Genomic DNA, 14903 nt, shown 5'->3' on the forward strand with positions numbered 1-14903 from the left:
GCCGCCGCCCCCCCGCCCCCCCCCCCCCCCGGGGGGCCCCCCCCCCCCCGGGGGGGGGGGGGGGGGGGGGGGGGGGGGGGGGGCGACCAGCGTCATCGGGAGGCGTCCCACCGCGTCGCGCAGGGATCGCGCCGCTGTGTCGTAGTCGCCGTCGCGCTCCTGTGCCGCGATGTGCCGAGCGCGTGCGTATGCCTCGATGAGAGGAGAGAGGGGGCCGGCGGAGAGCCGCCATGGGCCCTCCGCCCGTGCATGGATCGCGGACAGGAGGACGCCCGCCTGGAGCGCGTCGGCCTCCTCGGGGTTCCCCTCCCCGACGACGGCCGCTCGGGTGAGCGCGTCCATGGCCCGCGCGTCCGCGATCCCTGCGGCCGCGGCGGCGATGGCCCGGGCGGGCGCGCTCGGATCGGCCGGATCCGTCTCGCGTCCGTGTGCGAGATCTCGTATACGGGCGACGTCGTCGAGCAGCGTCTTCGCCCAGGACCCGTGGCTCGCCGCCGGGACAGCAGCCGGGTCGCATCATCCAGGCATCCGAGCGCGAAGGCGGCACGGCCGGCGATCAGCGCCGCCTCGGCGCGGGCGTGGTCCGATGAGCGCCCCGCGACCTCGGCCGCCACCGTGAACGCTCCGTGCAGGTCGCCGCTGCGCAGCAGCCGTTCGGCGAGGGGGAGCAGCGCAGCAGGCGACGGGGCGTTCGGCGCCTCGCTCTGCAGCGCGTGCCATGACGCGATGCGCGGTTCCGGGAGTAGAGCGCTCGCCCGGCTCAGCGAGCGGTGGACCTCCTTCCGATGCGCCGCGTCCTCCTCCTGGAGAAGCACCGCGCGTAGACGATCGTCGCGGAAGCGGAAGCGACCGTCGAAGAAGGCCAGCGCACCCGTGCTGCGATCGCTCAGCACGACCGCGATGTCGACGGCCGCGGCGGCGAGCAGCACGTCGGTCCGATCCGAGACCATGTGCGCCGCGACGGTCAGCAGCCGAAGCGATGCGGGATCGAGGTCGGCGACGATGCCCTCCACGGCCTTCCTGATCGCCCGAGGCGCGGGAAGCGGGTCGGGCAGCACGGCGTCGCCGAGCACCTGCTCGCGGGAGAGCACAGAGGCGATCCCGCGCACGGCGGCCGGATCGTGACGAGCGAAACGGGTGATCCGTGCGGCCACGTGCGGAGCGGGGCGCAGGCCGGTCGTGGTGTGGATGGTGCGCATCGCGGCGTTGATCCGCTCCACCATGCGCGTCCTCCGATCCGTGTCGTCCGCGGCCGACCGCCGCACGTCGCCACGCTAGAGCGACGGCGTTGACACGCCACTGCGCGCCTGTGGACGCTCCTGTGCGCCGCAGGGTTCGAGGCGGCAAGGGGGCGTGCCTAGACTGAGCGGATGCGTGCCCTCACCGAGGATCAGATCCGCGCGTCCTTCGTGAACGCGGTTCCCGACGAGGCCGCGGCCGTCTCGATGCCGCACGATCTGCTGTTGATCGAATGGGACTATCTCGACTTCCTCGCCTGGCGGGATCCGGTGCTCGGAAAGCAGGGCTATGTCATCGTCGAGCGGGAGGAGCGTCCGGTGGGCGTCGTGTTGCGCGCGTCGGACCCGGGGCGAACCCGTTCGGGGATGTGCGACGTCTGTCACACAATGCAGCCGGGCAACCAGGTGGTGCTCTTCGCTGCGCGCCGTGCCGGTGAGGCCGGGCGTCGGGGGTCCAGCGTGGGCACCTACCTGTGCGCCGACCTCTCCTGCCACGAGAGCGTGCGGCTGGCTCCGCCGCTCGCACCCAGTGAGATCCGCGCGGAACGGCACGCCGATCGTCGCCTGGACGGCACGGAACGGCGCATGAACGCCTTCGTCGACGCGATCCTCGCCGAAGGCTGAGGAACGGCGCGGCGGAGGCCCTCGAGGAACGCCTAGGCTGGTCGCGGATGCGCCTGCGGTCTCCGGCGGCGCTCCGGCCAGCGTCGTCCGAGCACGAGGAGCTTTCGATGTCCGCCCCTATCCGCCTCACCATCGAGGACGGGCTCGCCCGTCTCACCCTCAACCGCCCACGGCGGCTGAACGCCTTCAACGCCGAGCTGGCGCACGCGTGGGCGGAGACCACCGAGGAGGCGGTCGGCCGGGACGACGTCGGCGCGATCCTCATCGACGCCGAGGGGCCGGCCTTCTGCGCCGGCGGGGACGTGCTCGACATGGCGCAGACGATGGGCTCCGGCGGCGACATCGCAGAGCTCGCCGGCGTGATCAACCGCGGGATCCGTGCGCTGACGGAGTCCTCTGTCCCGGTGGTCGCCGCCGCTCAGGGGACGACCGCCGGTGGTGGTCTCGGAATCCTTCTCTGCAGCGACTACGCGGTGATCGGCGCGGATTCGCGGCTGGGGAGTCTGTACGCCAACATCGGTCTCACACCCGACCTGTCGGTCTCGGCGCAGCTCGCCCGCGCGATCGGTGAGCGCCGCGCTCTCCAGCTCGTGCTCCAGGACCGCCTTCTCGACGCCAGGGAAGCGGTCGAATGGGGGCTCGCGGCCGAAGCGGTGGCAGGCGAGGACGCGGCGTCTACCGCTCTCGCGGTCCGGGCACGGGCCGAAGAGGTCGCCCGCTTCTGGCTCGCCGGGGCCTTTCGCGCCTATGGCGAGGCGAAGCGCCTTGTCCGTTCGCAGCCGGATCGCACCTTCGCGGAGCAGCTGGCGGAGGAGGCACGGACGATCGGTGCCTCGTTCGATCGCGAGGAGGCGACGGTACGCGTGAAGGCTTTCGCAGAGGCGTCGGCGAAGCGCGGAGCCTGAGCACTCCTCCACGGCCGGCGAGGATCGTCCGTCGTCCACAATTCCGGGGCGGGACCTCTCCTCGCCGGGCGTGCGCGTGCCAGGATGAAAGGACTTCCGGACGAGAGGATCGCCATGTCGGAGCCCACGGCGCAGCCGGCCAAGAAGCCGAACACCTCCCTGCTGCTGCGCGGAGCCATCTGGATCGCCATCGGCGCGCTCATCGCCGCAGCCTTGGTCTGCGTCGTGTGGGTGCTCGTGGGCGATCAGCAGAATCTCGTCGGGCGCGCCTTCCTCACGATCCTGCTCCTCGCAGGCTTCGGAGGGATCGCCATCCTCGAGGCCAGCCTCGCGCCACGGCGCCCCGACTGGCTCGCCGTGGTGAGCATGGTCTCCTGGATCGTGGCGCTGCTCGTCGGTGCGGCGAAGATCTGGCTGCCCGCCGACGCCCCGAACGGCTTCGGCACGCGGGGCGTGGTCGGGACCGAGAGGTTCTTCCAGTTCCTGCTCGCCGTTCTCGTCCTGCAGCTCGCGGTCGTGCACGTTCGGATCTTCTGGAGGGCCGCGCAACGCTATGTGACGACGTTCACTCGGGTCGTCGCGTACACGACGTTCGTGTTCCTCGGCCTGCTCGTCTCGTTGCTCGTCTTCTTTCTCACCTTCCCGAACGTCTTCCATTACTCTGCGCTGTACTGGAGGATCGTGGTGGCTCTCACGATCCTTACCGCCGTAGGGTCGATGCTCATCCCGCTGCTCAACGCCCTCTTCGCGCCGAAACGCTCCCTGGGCGCCTTGCCTCCGACTCCTGGCTGGCCGACGTACGCTGACGGGATCACGCCGCTCCCGGTGCTCCATGATGGCTCGCCCGACGGGAACGCGTACTACGCTGGCGCTCCCACGGCGGAGGCGGCCGCCGCGGCTGCCGTCTCTGTTCCCTTCGTTCCCTCCCCTCCCGTTCCTCCGGTGCCTCCCGTCATTCCTCTTCCGCCGACTTTCGGAGGCCCCGGCGCCCCGGCGGCATCCGAGGTCGCCTCGATCGTCCCGGGCACCCCGCCGCCGGCCGACGCAGAGCCGCCTGTGTTCCCCGCCGCTCCGCCCGCCGCGCCGACCCGGCCGCAGCCGTGACCTCGGCGGAAGCGCTCCGTCTTCTCGCCGCGGAGATCGCGCAGGAGGCAGGCGCGCTGGCGCGTCAGCGGAGAAGCGAGGGCGTGGCGGTCGCTGCGACCAAGAGCTCGCTCGCCGACATCGTGACCGAGGCCGATCGCGAGGTCGAGGCGCTCATCAGGGCGCGCCTTGCCGAGGAACGCCCTGATGACGGTTTCCTCGGCGAGGAGTCGGGAACGCAGGACGGCACCTCAGGGCTGACCTGGGTCGTCGATCCGATCGACGGCACCGTCAACTATGCCGGCGGTTTCCCGTCATACTGCGTCAGCATCGGCGCGGTCGAGGGGCAGGTCACGCCCGAGACCTGGAACGGGGTCGCGGGTGCGGTGTTCGCTCCCGTCCTGGGCGAGCTGTTCACCGCGGCGCGTGGTGAGGGAGCATGGCTGGGGACGAGCAGGTTGCGAGTCTCGGAGCCAGGGCCAGCGGGGGCGTTGATCGCGACCGGATTCGGATACGACCCCACGACCCACGACGGAGACCTCGACACGGTGCGTCGCGTGATGCCTCTGGCCCGCGACCTCCGTCGGATCGGAGCAGCCGCCATCGATCTCAGCTATGTCGCCGCCGGGCGTCTCGACGGCTACTTCGAACGAGGCCTGAAGCCGTGGGATCTCGCCGCGGGCATGCTGCTCGTCCAGGAGGCGGGGGGAGCAGTGCGGCGACCGGATCCGACGGGAACATCGCGGGCGATGACCGTCGCGGGGTCGGTGGGCCTGGTCGACGAACTGGTCCTGCGCATCCGTGGCGTCCGTTGAGGCCCCGCGACAGCGTGCGAAGACGACCATGGCGAATCCTCTCCGCTCCTTGTAAGGTTTTCTCGATCGCTCTCCCGTCATACCCGACGGCGGGGGAGTCGGAAACCCGAGAGCCGTCCCCGCGGCTGATCCAGGAGTGACCCCTTGACTCTTGACCCCCCTGCGCCCGAGCCTGCGCCGACCCGTCGCTCGCTCCGTCAAGCGGCGCTGTCGGCCCGTGGCGGGGGTCCGGTCGAGCGTGCAGTGCTGCCGTCTGCCCACGGTCCCGGGGCTCTGCGTTCCCGCGCCGGTCGCCCCGGCTCCGGACAGGCCGCTCCGTCCTCACGTCCCTTCTCCGCTGCGCCCACCTCTGCTCTCCCCGCGGCCGTCGCTCCGTCTCCCTCGTCCTCCGGCCCGGAGACGGTGACGCTGACCGTCGCTGCCGCCCGGGAGCTCGCGGCGCGCCTGATCGCGGGCGAGTCGGAGCAGATCGCGACGGAGAACGTGCTCCGCCGTCGCCTTTCGCATGACCGCGACGAGGCTGGAGGGATCGAGTCGTCGTTCCCGGATTCCGGGGTATCGGGATCGCTTCCCGCGGTCGCCTCCGACGAGACGATCCAGGGCGCTGCCGCCGCGGTGTCAGCGAGCGGCACGCGAGTCTCTTCTTCTCCCGCTGCCAGACCGGTCCGCCCAGCCATCGCCCGACGGCGCATGCGGTGGTCCTTCCGGCGGATCTCTGCTGTGGGCGTGCCGGCAGGAGCCATGGGGTTCGCAGCGCTGCTCGCGATCGCGACGGTCCTCCCGACGCAGGCGATCGCCGGAGCCTCGGCAGAGTCGACAGCGGCATCGCTGGTGACGGCGGAGGGCAAGCCGGTGGACCGAGGGTCGAGAGACGGCATCCAGGCCTTCGTCTCCGGGACCGATGTGCCGCGCGCCACGCTCTCCGGCGCCGAGGGCTTCACCGCCGTCTCCCAGGCGCAGGTCGCTGCAGAGTCGGGAATCCGCTTCTCGGACTCGCTCTACACGAACGACAGGGCGGCGAAGATCCAATGGCCGTACGTCGTCGGGGTCGCGATGAGCTCGCCCTTCGGAATGCGTGACGGTGTGATGCACGAAGGCATCGACCTCGTGCCGGGCAATGGCGCCCCCATCCAGGCGATCGCCGACGGAACGGTGCGCCTGGCGTCCGAGAGCGATGGCGGCTACGGGGTCGGCGTCTACATCGATCATCTCATCGACGGGAAACTCGTCACCAGCCACTACGCGCACATGCAGTACGGGTCGTTGAGGGTGAAGACGGGCGACACGGTCAAGGTCGGCGATCCCGTGGGGCGCACGGGGGACACCGGTCACTCCTTCGGCCCGCACTTGCACTTCGAGCTCATCGTCGACGGCACGAAGATCGACCCTCTGCCGTGGCTGCTCGCGCATGCGGGGCGGCGTTGACCCGATTTCGGCGAGAGCGCCAGGAATGGTATTCTCGTCTGGTTGCCCGCGAGGGCGGCATGCCCCGATAGCTCAGTGGCAGAGCACTTCCATGGTAAGGAAGGGGTCGTCAGTTCAATCCTGACTCGGGGCTCGCAACATCCGGTCCGCCGGATGCCGTGCGGCAGGGTAGCTCAGTTGGTGAGAGCGCACGACTCATAATCGTGAGGTCGCGGGTTCAAGCCCCGCTCCTGCTACAGACAGCCCCGGATATCCGGGGCTTCTCCTTTCAGGGCAGAGGATTGCTCGCCGCGATCCGCGCGGCGAGCAAGGCTCCTCGCCCGGCGTACCGAGACCTCGTCACGAAGCTGAGGCGGTGCGGATCCTCACCTCGCGCTCCATACGCTTCTCATGGCGCTGCCTGCCTTTGAGCGCCTCGGCCTCCCGGTTCTTCGGCGGAGCGTTCGTCACGAGCTGGTCCAGCATCCGGCGGGTGGCCTGGGCGATCTCGTCGATCGCCTGCTCGAACGCCGGAGTGTTCGCGCGGGAGGGGCGGGTCGACCCGCTGACCTTCCGGACGAACTGGAGGGCGGCCTCCCTGACCTCGTCGTCGGTCGTGGGCGGCTCGAAGTTGTGGAGACAGCGGATGTTCCGGCACATGCCGCCGACGATAGCCCTGCTTCCGGGGGAACGCCACCACGGGCGGCGGCACGCCTCAGCTGCTCGTCTGCCCCCTGAACCATCGCGTGGGGATGTCTCCACGCTGCCATTCGAGAAGCCGCTCCATCGCATGCGCCGCGATCTCGAGCATCTGCTCGCGTGCTGGGTCGACCTCGGCCTGGGCGATCTCTTTGGCCTCGACGGCGACGAAGAAGAGGCGGTGGATCTCCTCACGTTGCGTGGCCACCCAGTGCACCACGGGCATGTCCTCGTGGTCGAGCAGGGCGACCGCCCTGACATAGTGCTCGTTCCGGCGGAGGCCGTTGAGGGCTGGATATCTGGCGACTTCGATGTCGAGCCCCGCCGCGGCCTCGGAGGTGAGGAGCTTGCAGAGTTCGATGATCGCCTCGGCTTGGCGGTCCTCGCGGCGGTGCTTCTCGCTCTGGCGCATCTGACGGACGACGAAGTAGGCGGCCACCGCGGCGGCGGCGATCGGCACTCCGACGACGGCGATGAGATCCCACAGCACATCGAGCGCTCCGCCCCCGTGCGATGCGAGCCAATCATGCATGTGCCCCCCCTATGTCGCAGATACGTCGGGGGCGAGGGGGAATCCGTCACGCGGCAGTCGGCGCTCTGGAGACGGGCCGGCGGCTCCTCCTGGCGCGCGGACGGGTTCTCCCACCGTTCGTGGAGGAGACGGTCAGCGCGCTTCCCGTTGGGAGGAGCATCGTCGTCTCCTCGGTCTCCGTGAACCTCAGTCGGCGAGGAGCGGGCGGGACCACTCTCACGGGAGTGCATGACGAAAGGAGCAGCCATGAAGAACATGCAGGGGATCGCCCTCGCGCTGCTGGTCACGGCGGGTCTCGTCGCGGCCGCGCCCGGGACGATGGCGGCGGAGGCCGCCTCCGCGAAACTCATCGTCGGCGGACACGATGTGCCTCAGGACGCATACCCGTTCCAGGCCTCGCTGCAGCTGGCAGCGAGCGGGAAGCACCATTGCGGCGCGACGCTGGTCTCACCCACGACGCTCGTCACCGCGGCTCATTGCGTCTTCGACGAGCAGAAACAGGAGTTCCGTCCCGCTCAGCTCCAGGCCGCGATCGGGCGGGTCAGCCTGTCCGACGTCGGACGGGGCGAGGAGAGAGGGATTGCCGCGATCGCCATCGATCCACGATATGACCGGAACCGCTCCTACGACATCGCCTATCTCTCGTTGACGGAGCCCGTGACCGACATCGCGCCGGTCGCCCTCCCTGCCCCCGACGCGCGTTCGCCGCTCGCGGCGCCGGGCCGCATGGCGACCATCGTGGGATGGGGCTACACCGAGGCCGATCCCACCCCGCTCCCCGACCGACTTCAGGGTGCAGACCTGCCCCTCCAGCCGGCGAAGAGGTGTGCGGCGGAGCTGTGGCACGAGTCCGCCTTGCGGCTGTGTGCCGGCGGCGCAGGGAAGGGGGTGAGCTTCGGCGACAGCGGCGGACCGCTCCTCGTCGACGACGGCGGCACGGTGACGCAGATCGGGATCGTGTCCAGCAGCGGCGAGACACCGGGACTGGGTGGCTTCACCTCTCTCCTCTCTCCCGACGTCCGTTCCTGGAAGCCGGATCTCTCCGAGCCGACCGCGTGACCTGAGGGGCGGGACCAGCCGGGTGCCGAGGCATCGGTCGCGCGAGCCGCATCCGGCGCAGGACGCCCAGAGGACGGACGATCCGTGCGCGAGAGTAGGCTGGGTCGCGCTGCGCCTGGGCGCGTGGCAGACAGGAGAGAGCGTGGGCGAAGGCGTCGTCGAGAGGATGCGAAGCCCGCGCGCCTACGCGGCCTTCGTCGGGACGGGCCTCGTGGCCGGCCTCCTCTCTGGTCTCTTCGGGGTCGGCGGCGGCACCGTCATCGTCCCGCTGCTCGTGCTCGTGCTCGGATTCGACCAGCGCCTCGCCGCGGGCACGTCTCTCGCCGCGATCGTCCCGACCGCGAGCATCGGCGTCATCTCCTACGCCGCATCCGGCTCCGTCGCCTGGATCCCCGCGCTCATCCTCGCCGTCGGAGCCGTGATCGGCGCGCAGATCGGCACCCGTCTGCTCCCGCGCATCTCGCAGACCGTTCTGCGCTGGTGCTTCGTCGGCTTCCTCGTGGTCGTGATCGTGAGCCTCTTCCTCGTGATCCCCTCCCGGGACGCGGTCCTGCATCTGACCTGGCTGACCGGGCCGCTCCTCGGCGTCGTCGGCCTGTTCACCGGCGTGCTCGCGGGACTGATCGGCGTCGGCGGCGGGGTGATCGTGGTGCCTGTCCTGATGCTCGCGTTCGGGACCAGCGATCTCGTCGCCAAGGGGACCTCGCTCCTGATGATGATCCCGACAGCGCTTTCCGGGACGATCGGCAACATCCGCCACCGCAACGTCGACCTGCTCGCGGCGGGGATCATCGGCGTCTCCGCGTGCACCACAACGGCGCTCGGCGCCTGGCTCGCGACACTCATCGATCCCTTCCTAGCCAACGTCCTCTTCGCCGCGTACCTCGTCGTCATCGCGGCGCAGATGGCGGTCAAGGCGATCCGGAGCCGCAAGCGTCGGGACTGATCCCTCGGCACGGCGGCATGGCGGATATCGGCCGGGCGGATCGAAGGGACGGGACGGCGCCTCGATAGGATCGAGGGGTGCCAGTGAACCCCGAGCTCGTCGGCCGCGCATTCGCGCAGACCGCGCCTTACCTCGTCGGACGGGAGAAGGTGCGCGAGTTCGCGCGCGCCGTCCTCGCCGACGCCCCGCAGCACTCCGACGTCGAGGCCGCACGGGCGCTCGGCTACGCGGACGTCGTGGCGCCACCCACCTTCGCGATGGTGGTCCAGGACCTCACCCTGCAGCAGCTCCTCGGCGAGCCGGACTCCGGGATCGTCCTGGCCCGGACCATCCACGCGGAGCAGCGGTTCGCCTACACGCGGCCGATCGTCGCCGGAGACGAGCTGCGCGCACAGCTCCGGGTCACGGGGATCCGCGCCCTCGGCGGGAACGCCATGGTCACGAGCGAGGCGGAGATCACCGATGGTGCCGGAGACCACGTCGTGACAGCCACCTCGGTGCTGCTGGTCGGAGAGGGGGAGTGATGTCGTACAGCCTGGGAGACGTCGTGGCCGAGCGGACGATCCACCTCACCCGTGAGTCGCTCGTCCGCTACGCGGGGGCCTCGGGGGACTTCAACCCCATCCACTATCGCGACGACGTCGCGGCCGCGGTCGGCCTTCCCGGCGTGCTCGCCCACGGGATGCTGACGATGGGGCTCGCCTCGTCCGTCGTCGTCTCGGCGCTCCCCGGCACCGCGCGTCTGATCGATTACGGCGTCCGGTTCACCAAGCCGGTCGTCATCGATCCCGACGCGGGGGCGGACGTCGAGGTCTCGGCGAAGGTCGGGGCGGTGGACGACGAGTCTGTGCGCATAGACCTCACGGTGAAGCACGCCGGGACGACAGTGCTCGTTAAGGCCCAGCTGCGTGTCGCGGCGGACTCGCTCTGACATGGGCGAGATCGACCCGATCCGGCTCGCCGAGCTGACGACGCTCCAGACCGGCGCGGCCCCCGCGCGCATGATCGACGCCGAGACGACCGACGAGCTGGTCGCCGCGCTCCACGACGTCTGGGAGCGCGGCGAGGAGTGGTTCGTGCTCGGCGGCGGTTCCAACCTCTTCGCCGGCGACGAGTCTTTCGCCGGCACGGTCGTGCGCATCCGCACGTCCGGGATCGAGACCCTGCCCTCTCCGCACCCCGGCCGCGTCCGGCTGCGCGTGCAGGCGGGCCACGACTGGGACGCGCTCGTCGCGTACGCCGTCGAGCACGGCCTCGCCGGGATCGAGGGCATGTCCGGGATACCCGGGACGGTCGGCGCAGCGCCGGTGCAGAACGTCGGCGCCTACGGTCAGGAGATCCAGGAGACGCTGGTCGAGGTCGAGCTGATCGACGAAGGCGCTCCGGCCCCTGTGACGGTCCCCGCCGTCGACCTCGGACTTGGCTTCCGCACGTCCGTGCTCAAGCACCATTACGGGTCGGTGCCCCAGCGGCGTGCGGTGATCCTGTCGGTCACGCTCGACCTCGCCGAGGTGGGCGAGGGAGGGCGTCTCGTGCGGGGGGAGCAGCTCCGTCGCGCTCTCGGCCTCGCGAACGACGATCCGGTGCCTCTCGCCTGGGTGCGGGAGCGGATCCTGGCGACGCGGTCCGCCAAGGGCATGATCTTCGACCCTGCCGACGCCGACACCCACGGCGCGGGGTCGTTCTTCCAGAACGCGATCGTCCCCGAGGCGGTGGCCCGGTCGCTGCCGCCGGAATGCCCCCGGTGGCCGGTGGCTCCCGACCTCGACACCGTCACGGTCATCCCGCTGGAGTCGTATGACGGGCTCGTCCCGGTCCCGCGGCGCGCATCCTCGGACGTCAAGGTCAGCGCTGCCTGGCTCATCGAGCACTCCGGCATAGGCAAGGGGTTCCGGCTGCCACGGTCGCGTGCCGGGGTCTCGACCAAGCATGCGCTCGCGCTCACCAATCGCGGCGGAGCCTCGGCAGGGGAGGTCGCCGAGCTCGCACGATTCGTCCAGAGCCGCGTGCACGCGGAGTTCGGCCTGCTGCTGCAGCCGGAGCCGGTGCTGGTAGACGTCGAGCTGTAGGCGCGGACGACCTGCGGGACAGCGGTCCGTGCGCAGGTCGGGACGGCCGCGGCGGATGAGGACGCGGCCGCCCCGAAACCGTCAGCCGCCGACGACCTCGGTGACCGCGCGGCCGGCGAAGGAAGGGATCGCGAGGCCGGTGAGGCGCGGCTCCGATGAGGTGATTCCCTCGGGGATCCATCCCTCGCCGAACATCGCCGCGGCCGCCGCCCCGGCGAGCGCGGGGAGGGACGCGGCGTTCCGCGGCTGCGCGAGGGCACCGAGGAGCAGGTCGTCGGCGCTCGTCGCGTGTGAGACGTGGGCCACCAGGAACCCGAAGGTCTCGGGCGCGGCGATCGGGTAGCTGTAGATCCAGTCGCCGACCCCGATGCTGAGCCGTCGGGCGCGATCGAGGGGCCCGTCCAGCGGATCCCCCCTGGTGTGCGCGAGAGGCGGAAGAGGATGTTCTGCATCGCGACGGATCCCAGTTCGTTGTCGTCGACGCGCACCACGGTGCCGAGCGCTTGGTACTGGGGGTCGGCGACCACCCCGCGCACGTCGTAGACGGGTGCGATCGCGGCCGAGGCCTCTTCGAACCGGGCGACGACCTCGTCGGCGTCGTGCCCTCCGATCCAGCTCTGGACCGCCGCGTCGAGCTCGTCGGCGTGCCGCGCCCGATCGTGCCCCGACGTGAACCATGGCTCGTCGAGGAGGTCCGCCCGGCCGACCAGGGTCATCACCCGCTCCGCGATCGACTGAGAGCTCGTCGAGACGGCCAGCCACACCCCGTCGCGCGAGCGGTAGACGTTGCGAGGGGCGTTGTTGACCGATCGGTTGCCGGTGCGCGGCTGGACGATGCCGAGCTGGTCCCACGCCGTGATCTGCCCTCCGAGAAGCATGAGGATCGGCTCGATGATGGCCATGTCGACCACCTGCCCCGATCCGTCGCGGTCGACGGATCGGAGCGCCGTCATCACCGCGAACGCGGTCGCGAGCGCGGCGATCCCGTCGGCCAGGCCGAACGGGGGCAGGGTCGGCGGCCCGTCCGGCGCGCCGGTGAGGGCGGCGAACCCGCTCATCGCCTCGGCGAGGCTGCCGAACCCGGGGCGGGAGGCGTAGGGGCCGAACTGCCCGAACGCGGTCACGCGGGCAAGGACCAGCCGTGGGTTGGCCTCGAGCAGCCGCTCCGGCGCCAGTCCTCAGCGCTCCAGCGTGCCGGGGCGGAAGTTCTCGATCATCACGTCCGCCTCGGCGACCAGGCGCAGGAGCAGCTCGGCGCCGGCAGGCTGCCCGAGATCGATCGTGACGGTGCGCTTGTTGCGGCCGAGCGTCTTCCGCCAGAGGTTGACGCCCTCCTTCTGCGGGCCGTGTCCGCGCGAGGCGTCGGGGCGAGAAGGGTGCTCCACCTTCACCACGTCGGCGCCGAAATCGCCGAGGAAGGTCGCGGCCAGCGGACCGGCGAACAGCGTCGAGACGTCGAGCACGCGGACGCCGGCGAGCGGGGACGGCGATGGAACGCCTTCCAGATCAGGGCTCTCGAACACGCGTCATGATAGCCACGTCCGCCCACAGCGTGCGGGGCGGCCCTGCACGCTCGGCGTCAGGCGAAGAGGCGCTGCAGACGCTGGACGCCCTCCAGGAGGGCGTCGTCGCCCAGGGCGTAGGACATCCGGATGTAGCCGGAGGGCCCGAAGGCCTCGCCGGGAACCACAGCCACCTCGGCCTGGTCGAGGATGAGGTCGGCGAGCTCCAGCGAGGTCGTCGGCGTCACCCCGCCCCAGGTGCGCCCGAGCAGGCCTTGGACATCGGGATAGACGTAGAAGGCTCCGAGCGGGTTGGGCACGACGAGCCCATCGATCGTGGAGAGCTCGGAGACGATGAGGCGGCGACGGCGGTCGAAGGCCTCGCGCATCTGCTCCGCCTCGGTCTGGGGACCGGTGAGCGCGGCGATCGCGGCCTTCTGCGCCACGTTGTTCACGTTGCTGGAGAGATGCGACTGGAGGTTCCCGGCGACCTTGATCGCGTCGGCCGGGCCGACCATCCAGCCCACCCGCCATCCGGTCATCGCATAGGTCTTCGCGACGCCGTTGACGAGGATCGTCTGCCCCGCGGCTGCGGGGACCGCCTCGACGATCGACATGGCCTTGACGCCCTCGTAGGTGAGGTTCTGGTAGATCTCGTCCGAGATGATCCAGATGCCGTGCTCGACCGCCCATTCGCCGATCGCCCTGGTCTCCTCGGCTGTGTAGACCGACCCGGTGGGGTTGGACGGGGAGACGAAGACGAGCACCGTGGTACGCGGGGTGCGTGCGGCCTCGAGCTGCTCGACCGTCACCTTGTAGTCCTGGTCGGCCCCGGCGAACACCTCCACCGGAACGCCGTCCGCGAGACGGATGGCCTCGGGGTAGGTGGTCCAGTAAGGGGCGGGCAGCAGGATCTCGTCGCCGGGGTTCACCACGGCCTGGAAGGCCTGGTAGACCGACTGCTTTCCACCGTTGGTCACGATCACCTGGCTCGGCGAGACCTCGAGACCGGAATCGCGCAGCGTCTTGGCGGCGATCGCCTCGCGCAGGGCGGGCAGGCCCGCGGCGGGCGTGTACCGGTAGCTGGCGGGGTCGGCGAGCGCCTCGGCCGCGGCGGCGACGATGAACGACGGCGTCGCGAAGTCGGGCTCGCCAGCGGCGTAGGAGATGACGGGCTTGCCCTCGGCCTTGAGGGCCTTGGCCTTGGCGTCCACCTTGAGGGTTGCGGACTCGGCGATGGCGGAGAGCTTGCGGGAGAGAGGTGCGCGTTCGGTCACCCTCCGATGCTACTGGGACGCCGCGCGTGTCGTGAGGATATGTCGGGACGGGAGGGGCATGCTCAGCGGCGGTCGATTCGGACGAGGTCGTCGAGTCCGGCGAAGGCATCGCGATCGCGGGTCACCAGCACGAGGCCGTGGGCGAGGGCGGTCGCGGCGAGCATCCTGTCCATCACGTGGGCGCGCGCTGACGAGCCGGCCGAGACCAGCCGCATCAGGATCGTGTCGTAGGCCTCCGCGCAGCGGTCGTCGAAAGGGAGGCCTTCGCCGAGGACGGAGCGCAGCGTGGTGAGACGCGCATGTCGGGCCTTGTACTCGGCGAGCGAGGTGGTCGTGTGGAGCCCTTTGAGGAGCTCGGCCCAGCTGAGGGCGCTCACCTGGAGGGCATCGAAGTCTGTCAGATCCGGTGGCGCCTCGCCCTGACCGGAGGAGGCGATCAGGATGTTCGTGTCGAGAAGCGCCCTCATCGCGACCAGGCGTCGCCGCCGCCGTCGAAGTCACCACGCTCGTCGCGGAGCTCTCGCGCCCAGGAGCCGTCGAGCGGCGTCGCGCGCAGGAGGGAGAGGAACTCGTCGGGCGACGCTCCGGGATCGCGGAGCGGAGGGACCAGACGCCCGATCTCGCGGCGATGACGGGTCACGACGTACGTCTCGCCGCGTTCCACCTCGTCGAGAGCGCGCGTCGGGTTCTGCCGGAGCTCGCCGACGGAGATGGTCTTCATCCCGATATTCTAGCAAATGTAGACAAAGG

Annotated in this window: 17 protein-coding genes, 2 tRNA genes and 1 pseudogene; 12 read left to right on the forward strand and 8 right to left on the reverse strand. The window is 70.6% G+C overall.

Annotated elements, in window-relative coordinates; translation table 11 throughout:
* Positions 1-92: 92 nt before the first annotated feature.
* Positions 93-1265, reverse strand: a complete 1173-nt coding sequence (locus ACP15J_RS07420) for a hypothetical protein (protein ID WP_424936375.1) — start codon at positions 1263-1265, stop codon at positions 93-95.
* 105 nt (positions 1266-1370) lie between these two features.
* On the opposite strand from ACP15J_RS07420, the gene ACP15J_RS07425 reads away from it, so the two are divergent.
* The 7 genes from ACP15J_RS07425 to ACP15J_RS07455 all read left to right on the forward strand — a co-directional run bounded on the left by ACP15J_RS07425 (position 1371) and on the right by ACP15J_RS07455 (position 6326).
* A complete protein-coding gene (locus ACP15J_RS07425; protein ID WP_424936376.1) occupies positions 1371-1862 on the forward strand; it encodes an FBP domain-containing protein in 492 nt (163 codons plus the stop codon).
* Between the two features lie 107 nt (positions 1863-1969).
* The gene (locus ACP15J_RS07430) at positions 1970-2767 is read left to right on the forward strand and encodes an enoyl-CoA hydratase/isomerase family protein (RefSeq protein ID WP_424936377.1); all 798 of its coding nucleotides are present in this window, start codon (positions 1970-1972) and stop codon (positions 2765-2767) included.
* 114 nt (positions 2768-2881) lie between these two features.
* Positions 2882-3871, forward strand: coding sequence for a hypothetical protein (locus ACP15J_RS07435; RefSeq protein WP_424936378.1), 990 nt, complete (start codon positions 2882-2884; stop codon positions 3869-3871).
* Positions 3868-4665 carry an inositol monophosphatase family protein gene (locus ACP15J_RS07440; RefSeq protein WP_424936379.1) on the forward strand — a complete coding sequence of 266 codons (798 nt, stop codon included), beginning with the start codon at positions 3868-3870 and terminating at the stop codon, positions 4663-4665. Before ACP15J_RS07435 ends, ACP15J_RS07440 begins: the two co-directional genes overlap by 4 nt.
* A 144-nt stretch (positions 4666-4809) precedes the next feature.
* Positions 4810-6090 (forward strand): peptidoglycan DD-metalloendopeptidase family protein, encoded by a 1281-nt coding sequence (locus tag ACP15J_RS07445; protein ID WP_424936380.1) that lies wholly within the window; start codon positions 4810-4812, stop codon positions 6088-6090.
* Between the two features lie 61 nt (positions 6091-6151).
* A tRNA-Thr gene (locus ACP15J_RS07450) sits at positions 6152-6223 on the forward strand.
* A 29-nt stretch (positions 6224-6252) separates the two neighbouring features.
* Positions 6253-6326, forward strand: a tRNA-Met gene (locus tag ACP15J_RS07455).
* Between the two features lie 103 nt (positions 6327-6429).
* Here ACP15J_RS07455 and ACP15J_RS07460 read toward each other — a convergent pair.
* Positions 6430-6729 carry a DUF2277 domain-containing protein gene (locus ACP15J_RS07460; protein WP_197220486.1) on the reverse strand — a complete coding sequence of 100 codons (300 nt, stop codon included), beginning with the start codon at positions 6727-6729 and terminating at the stop codon, positions 6430-6432.
* Between the two features lie 55 nt (positions 6730-6784).
* On the reverse strand, positions 6785-7300 hold the full coding sequence (locus ACP15J_RS07465; RefSeq protein WP_424936381.1) for a hypothetical protein: 516 nt from the start codon (positions 7298-7300) through the stop codon (positions 6785-6787).
* 246 nt (positions 7301-7546) lie between these two features.
* On the opposite strand from ACP15J_RS07465, the gene ACP15J_RS07470 reads away from it, so the two are divergent.
* The 5 genes from ACP15J_RS07470 to ACP15J_RS07490 all read left to right on the forward strand — a co-directional run bounded on the left by ACP15J_RS07470 (position 7547) and on the right by ACP15J_RS07490 (position 11374).
* A complete protein-coding gene (locus ACP15J_RS07470) occupies positions 7547-8359 on the forward strand; it encodes a S1 family peptidase (protein ID WP_424936382.1) in 813 nt (270 codons plus the stop codon).
* Between the two features lie 166 nt (positions 8360-8525).
* A complete protein-coding gene (locus ACP15J_RS07475) occupies positions 8526-9305 on the forward strand; it encodes a sulfite exporter TauE/SafE family protein (protein WP_424980911.1) in 780 nt (259 codons plus the stop codon).
* Between the two features lie 77 nt (positions 9306-9382).
* Complete coding sequence (locus tag ACP15J_RS07480; RefSeq protein WP_424936384.1) at positions 9383-9829, forward strand: FAS1-like dehydratase domain-containing protein; 447 nt, start codon at positions 9383-9385, stop codon at positions 9827-9829.
* On the forward strand, positions 9829-10236 hold the full coding sequence (locus ACP15J_RS07485; protein ID WP_424936385.1) for a MaoC/PaaZ C-terminal domain-containing protein: 408 nt from the start codon (positions 9829-9831) through the stop codon (positions 10234-10236). The genes ACP15J_RS07480 and ACP15J_RS07485 overlap by 1 nt, the downstream gene beginning before the upstream one ends.
* Position 10237: 1 nt before the next feature.
* A complete protein-coding gene (locus tag ACP15J_RS07490) occupies positions 10238-11374 on the forward strand; it encodes a UDP-N-acetylmuramate dehydrogenase (RefSeq protein WP_424936386.1) in 1137 nt (378 codons plus the stop codon).
* A gap of 81 nt (positions 11375-11455) precedes the next feature.
* Here ACP15J_RS07490 and ACP15J_RS07495 read toward each other — a convergent pair whose 3' ends face one another.
* The 5 genes and pseudogenes from ACP15J_RS07495 to ACP15J_RS07515 form a co-directional block, all read right to left on the reverse strand.
* Entirely contained in the window at positions 11456-11680 is a 225-nt protein-coding gene (locus ACP15J_RS07495; RefSeq protein ID WP_424936387.1) for a hypothetical protein, read from the reverse strand.
* A 143-nt stretch (positions 11681-11823) separates the two neighbouring features.
* Positions 11824-12897, reverse strand: a pseudogene (locus ACP15J_RS07500) (CaiB/BaiF CoA transferase family protein); the annotation flags it as partial.
* A 56-nt stretch (positions 12898-12953) separates the two neighbouring features.
* Positions 12954-14153, reverse strand: a complete 1200-nt coding sequence (locus tag ACP15J_RS07505) for a pyridoxal phosphate-dependent aminotransferase (RefSeq protein ID WP_424936388.1) — start codon at positions 14151-14153, stop codon at positions 12954-12956.
* Positions 14154-14215: 62 nt separating this feature from the next.
* The gene (locus tag ACP15J_RS07510; RefSeq protein ID WP_424936389.1) at positions 14216-14620 is read right to left on the reverse strand and encodes a PIN domain-containing protein; all 405 of its coding nucleotides are present in this window, start codon (positions 14618-14620) and stop codon (positions 14216-14218) included.
* Positions 14617-14874 (reverse strand): type II toxin-antitoxin system Phd/YefM family antitoxin, encoded by a 258-nt coding sequence (locus ACP15J_RS07515; protein ID WP_424936390.1) that lies wholly within the window; start codon positions 14872-14874, stop codon positions 14617-14619. The genes ACP15J_RS07510 and ACP15J_RS07515 overlap by 4 nt, the downstream gene beginning before the upstream one ends.
* Positions 14875-14903: the final 29 nt, after the last annotated feature.

Origin of the sequence: Microbacterium sp. S308A+ (assembly GCF_049800815.1) — a bacterium.
Lineage (GTDB): Bacteria > Actinomycetota > Actinomycetes > Actinomycetales > Microbacteriaceae > Microbacterium.

Bases quoted from the DNA above. Each gene is read 5' to 3' on its own strand.
- ACP15J_RS07460 (WP_197220486.1), bottom strand. From the start codon at position 6,729: ATGTGCCGGAACATCCGCTGTCTCCACAACTTCGAGCCGCCCACGACC.
- ACP15J_RS07465 (WP_424936381.1), bottom strand. From the start codon at position 7,300: ATGCATGATTGGCTCGCATCGCACGGGGGCGGAGCGCTCGATGTGCTG.
- ACP15J_RS07430 (WP_424936377.1), top strand. From the start codon at position 1,970: ATGTCCGCCCCTATCCGCCTCACCATCGAGGACGGGCTCGCCCGTCTC.
- ACP15J_RS07425 (WP_424936376.1), top strand. From the start codon at position 1,371: ATGCGTGCCCTCACCGAGGATCAGATCCGCGCGTCCTTCGTGAACGCG.
- ACP15J_RS07435 (WP_424936378.1), top strand. From the start codon at position 2,882: ATGTCGGAGCCCACGGCGCAGCCGGCCAAGAAGCCGAACACCTCCCTG.
- ACP15J_RS07515 (WP_424936390.1), bottom strand. From the start codon at position 14,874: ATGAAGACCATCTCCGTCGGCGAGCTCCGGCAGAACCCGACGCGCGCT.
- ACP15J_RS07475 (WP_424980911.1), top strand. From the start codon at position 8,526: ATGCGAAGCCCGCGCGCCTACGCGGCCTTCGTCGGGACGGGCCTCGTG.
- ACP15J_RS07490 (WP_424936386.1), top strand. From the start codon at position 10,238: ATGGGCGAGATCGACCCGATCCGGCTCGCCGAGCTGACGACGCTCCAG.
- ACP15J_RS07510 (WP_424936389.1), bottom strand. From the start codon at position 14,620: ATGAGGGCGCTTCTCGACACGAACATCCTGATCGCCTCCTCCGGTCAG.
- ACP15J_RS07485 (WP_424936385.1), top strand. From the start codon at position 9,829: ATGTCGTACAGCCTGGGAGACGTCGTGGCCGAGCGGACGATCCACCTC.
- ACP15J_RS07470 (WP_424936382.1), top strand. From the start codon at position 7,547: ATGAAGAACATGCAGGGGATCGCCCTCGCGCTGCTGGTCACGGCGGGT.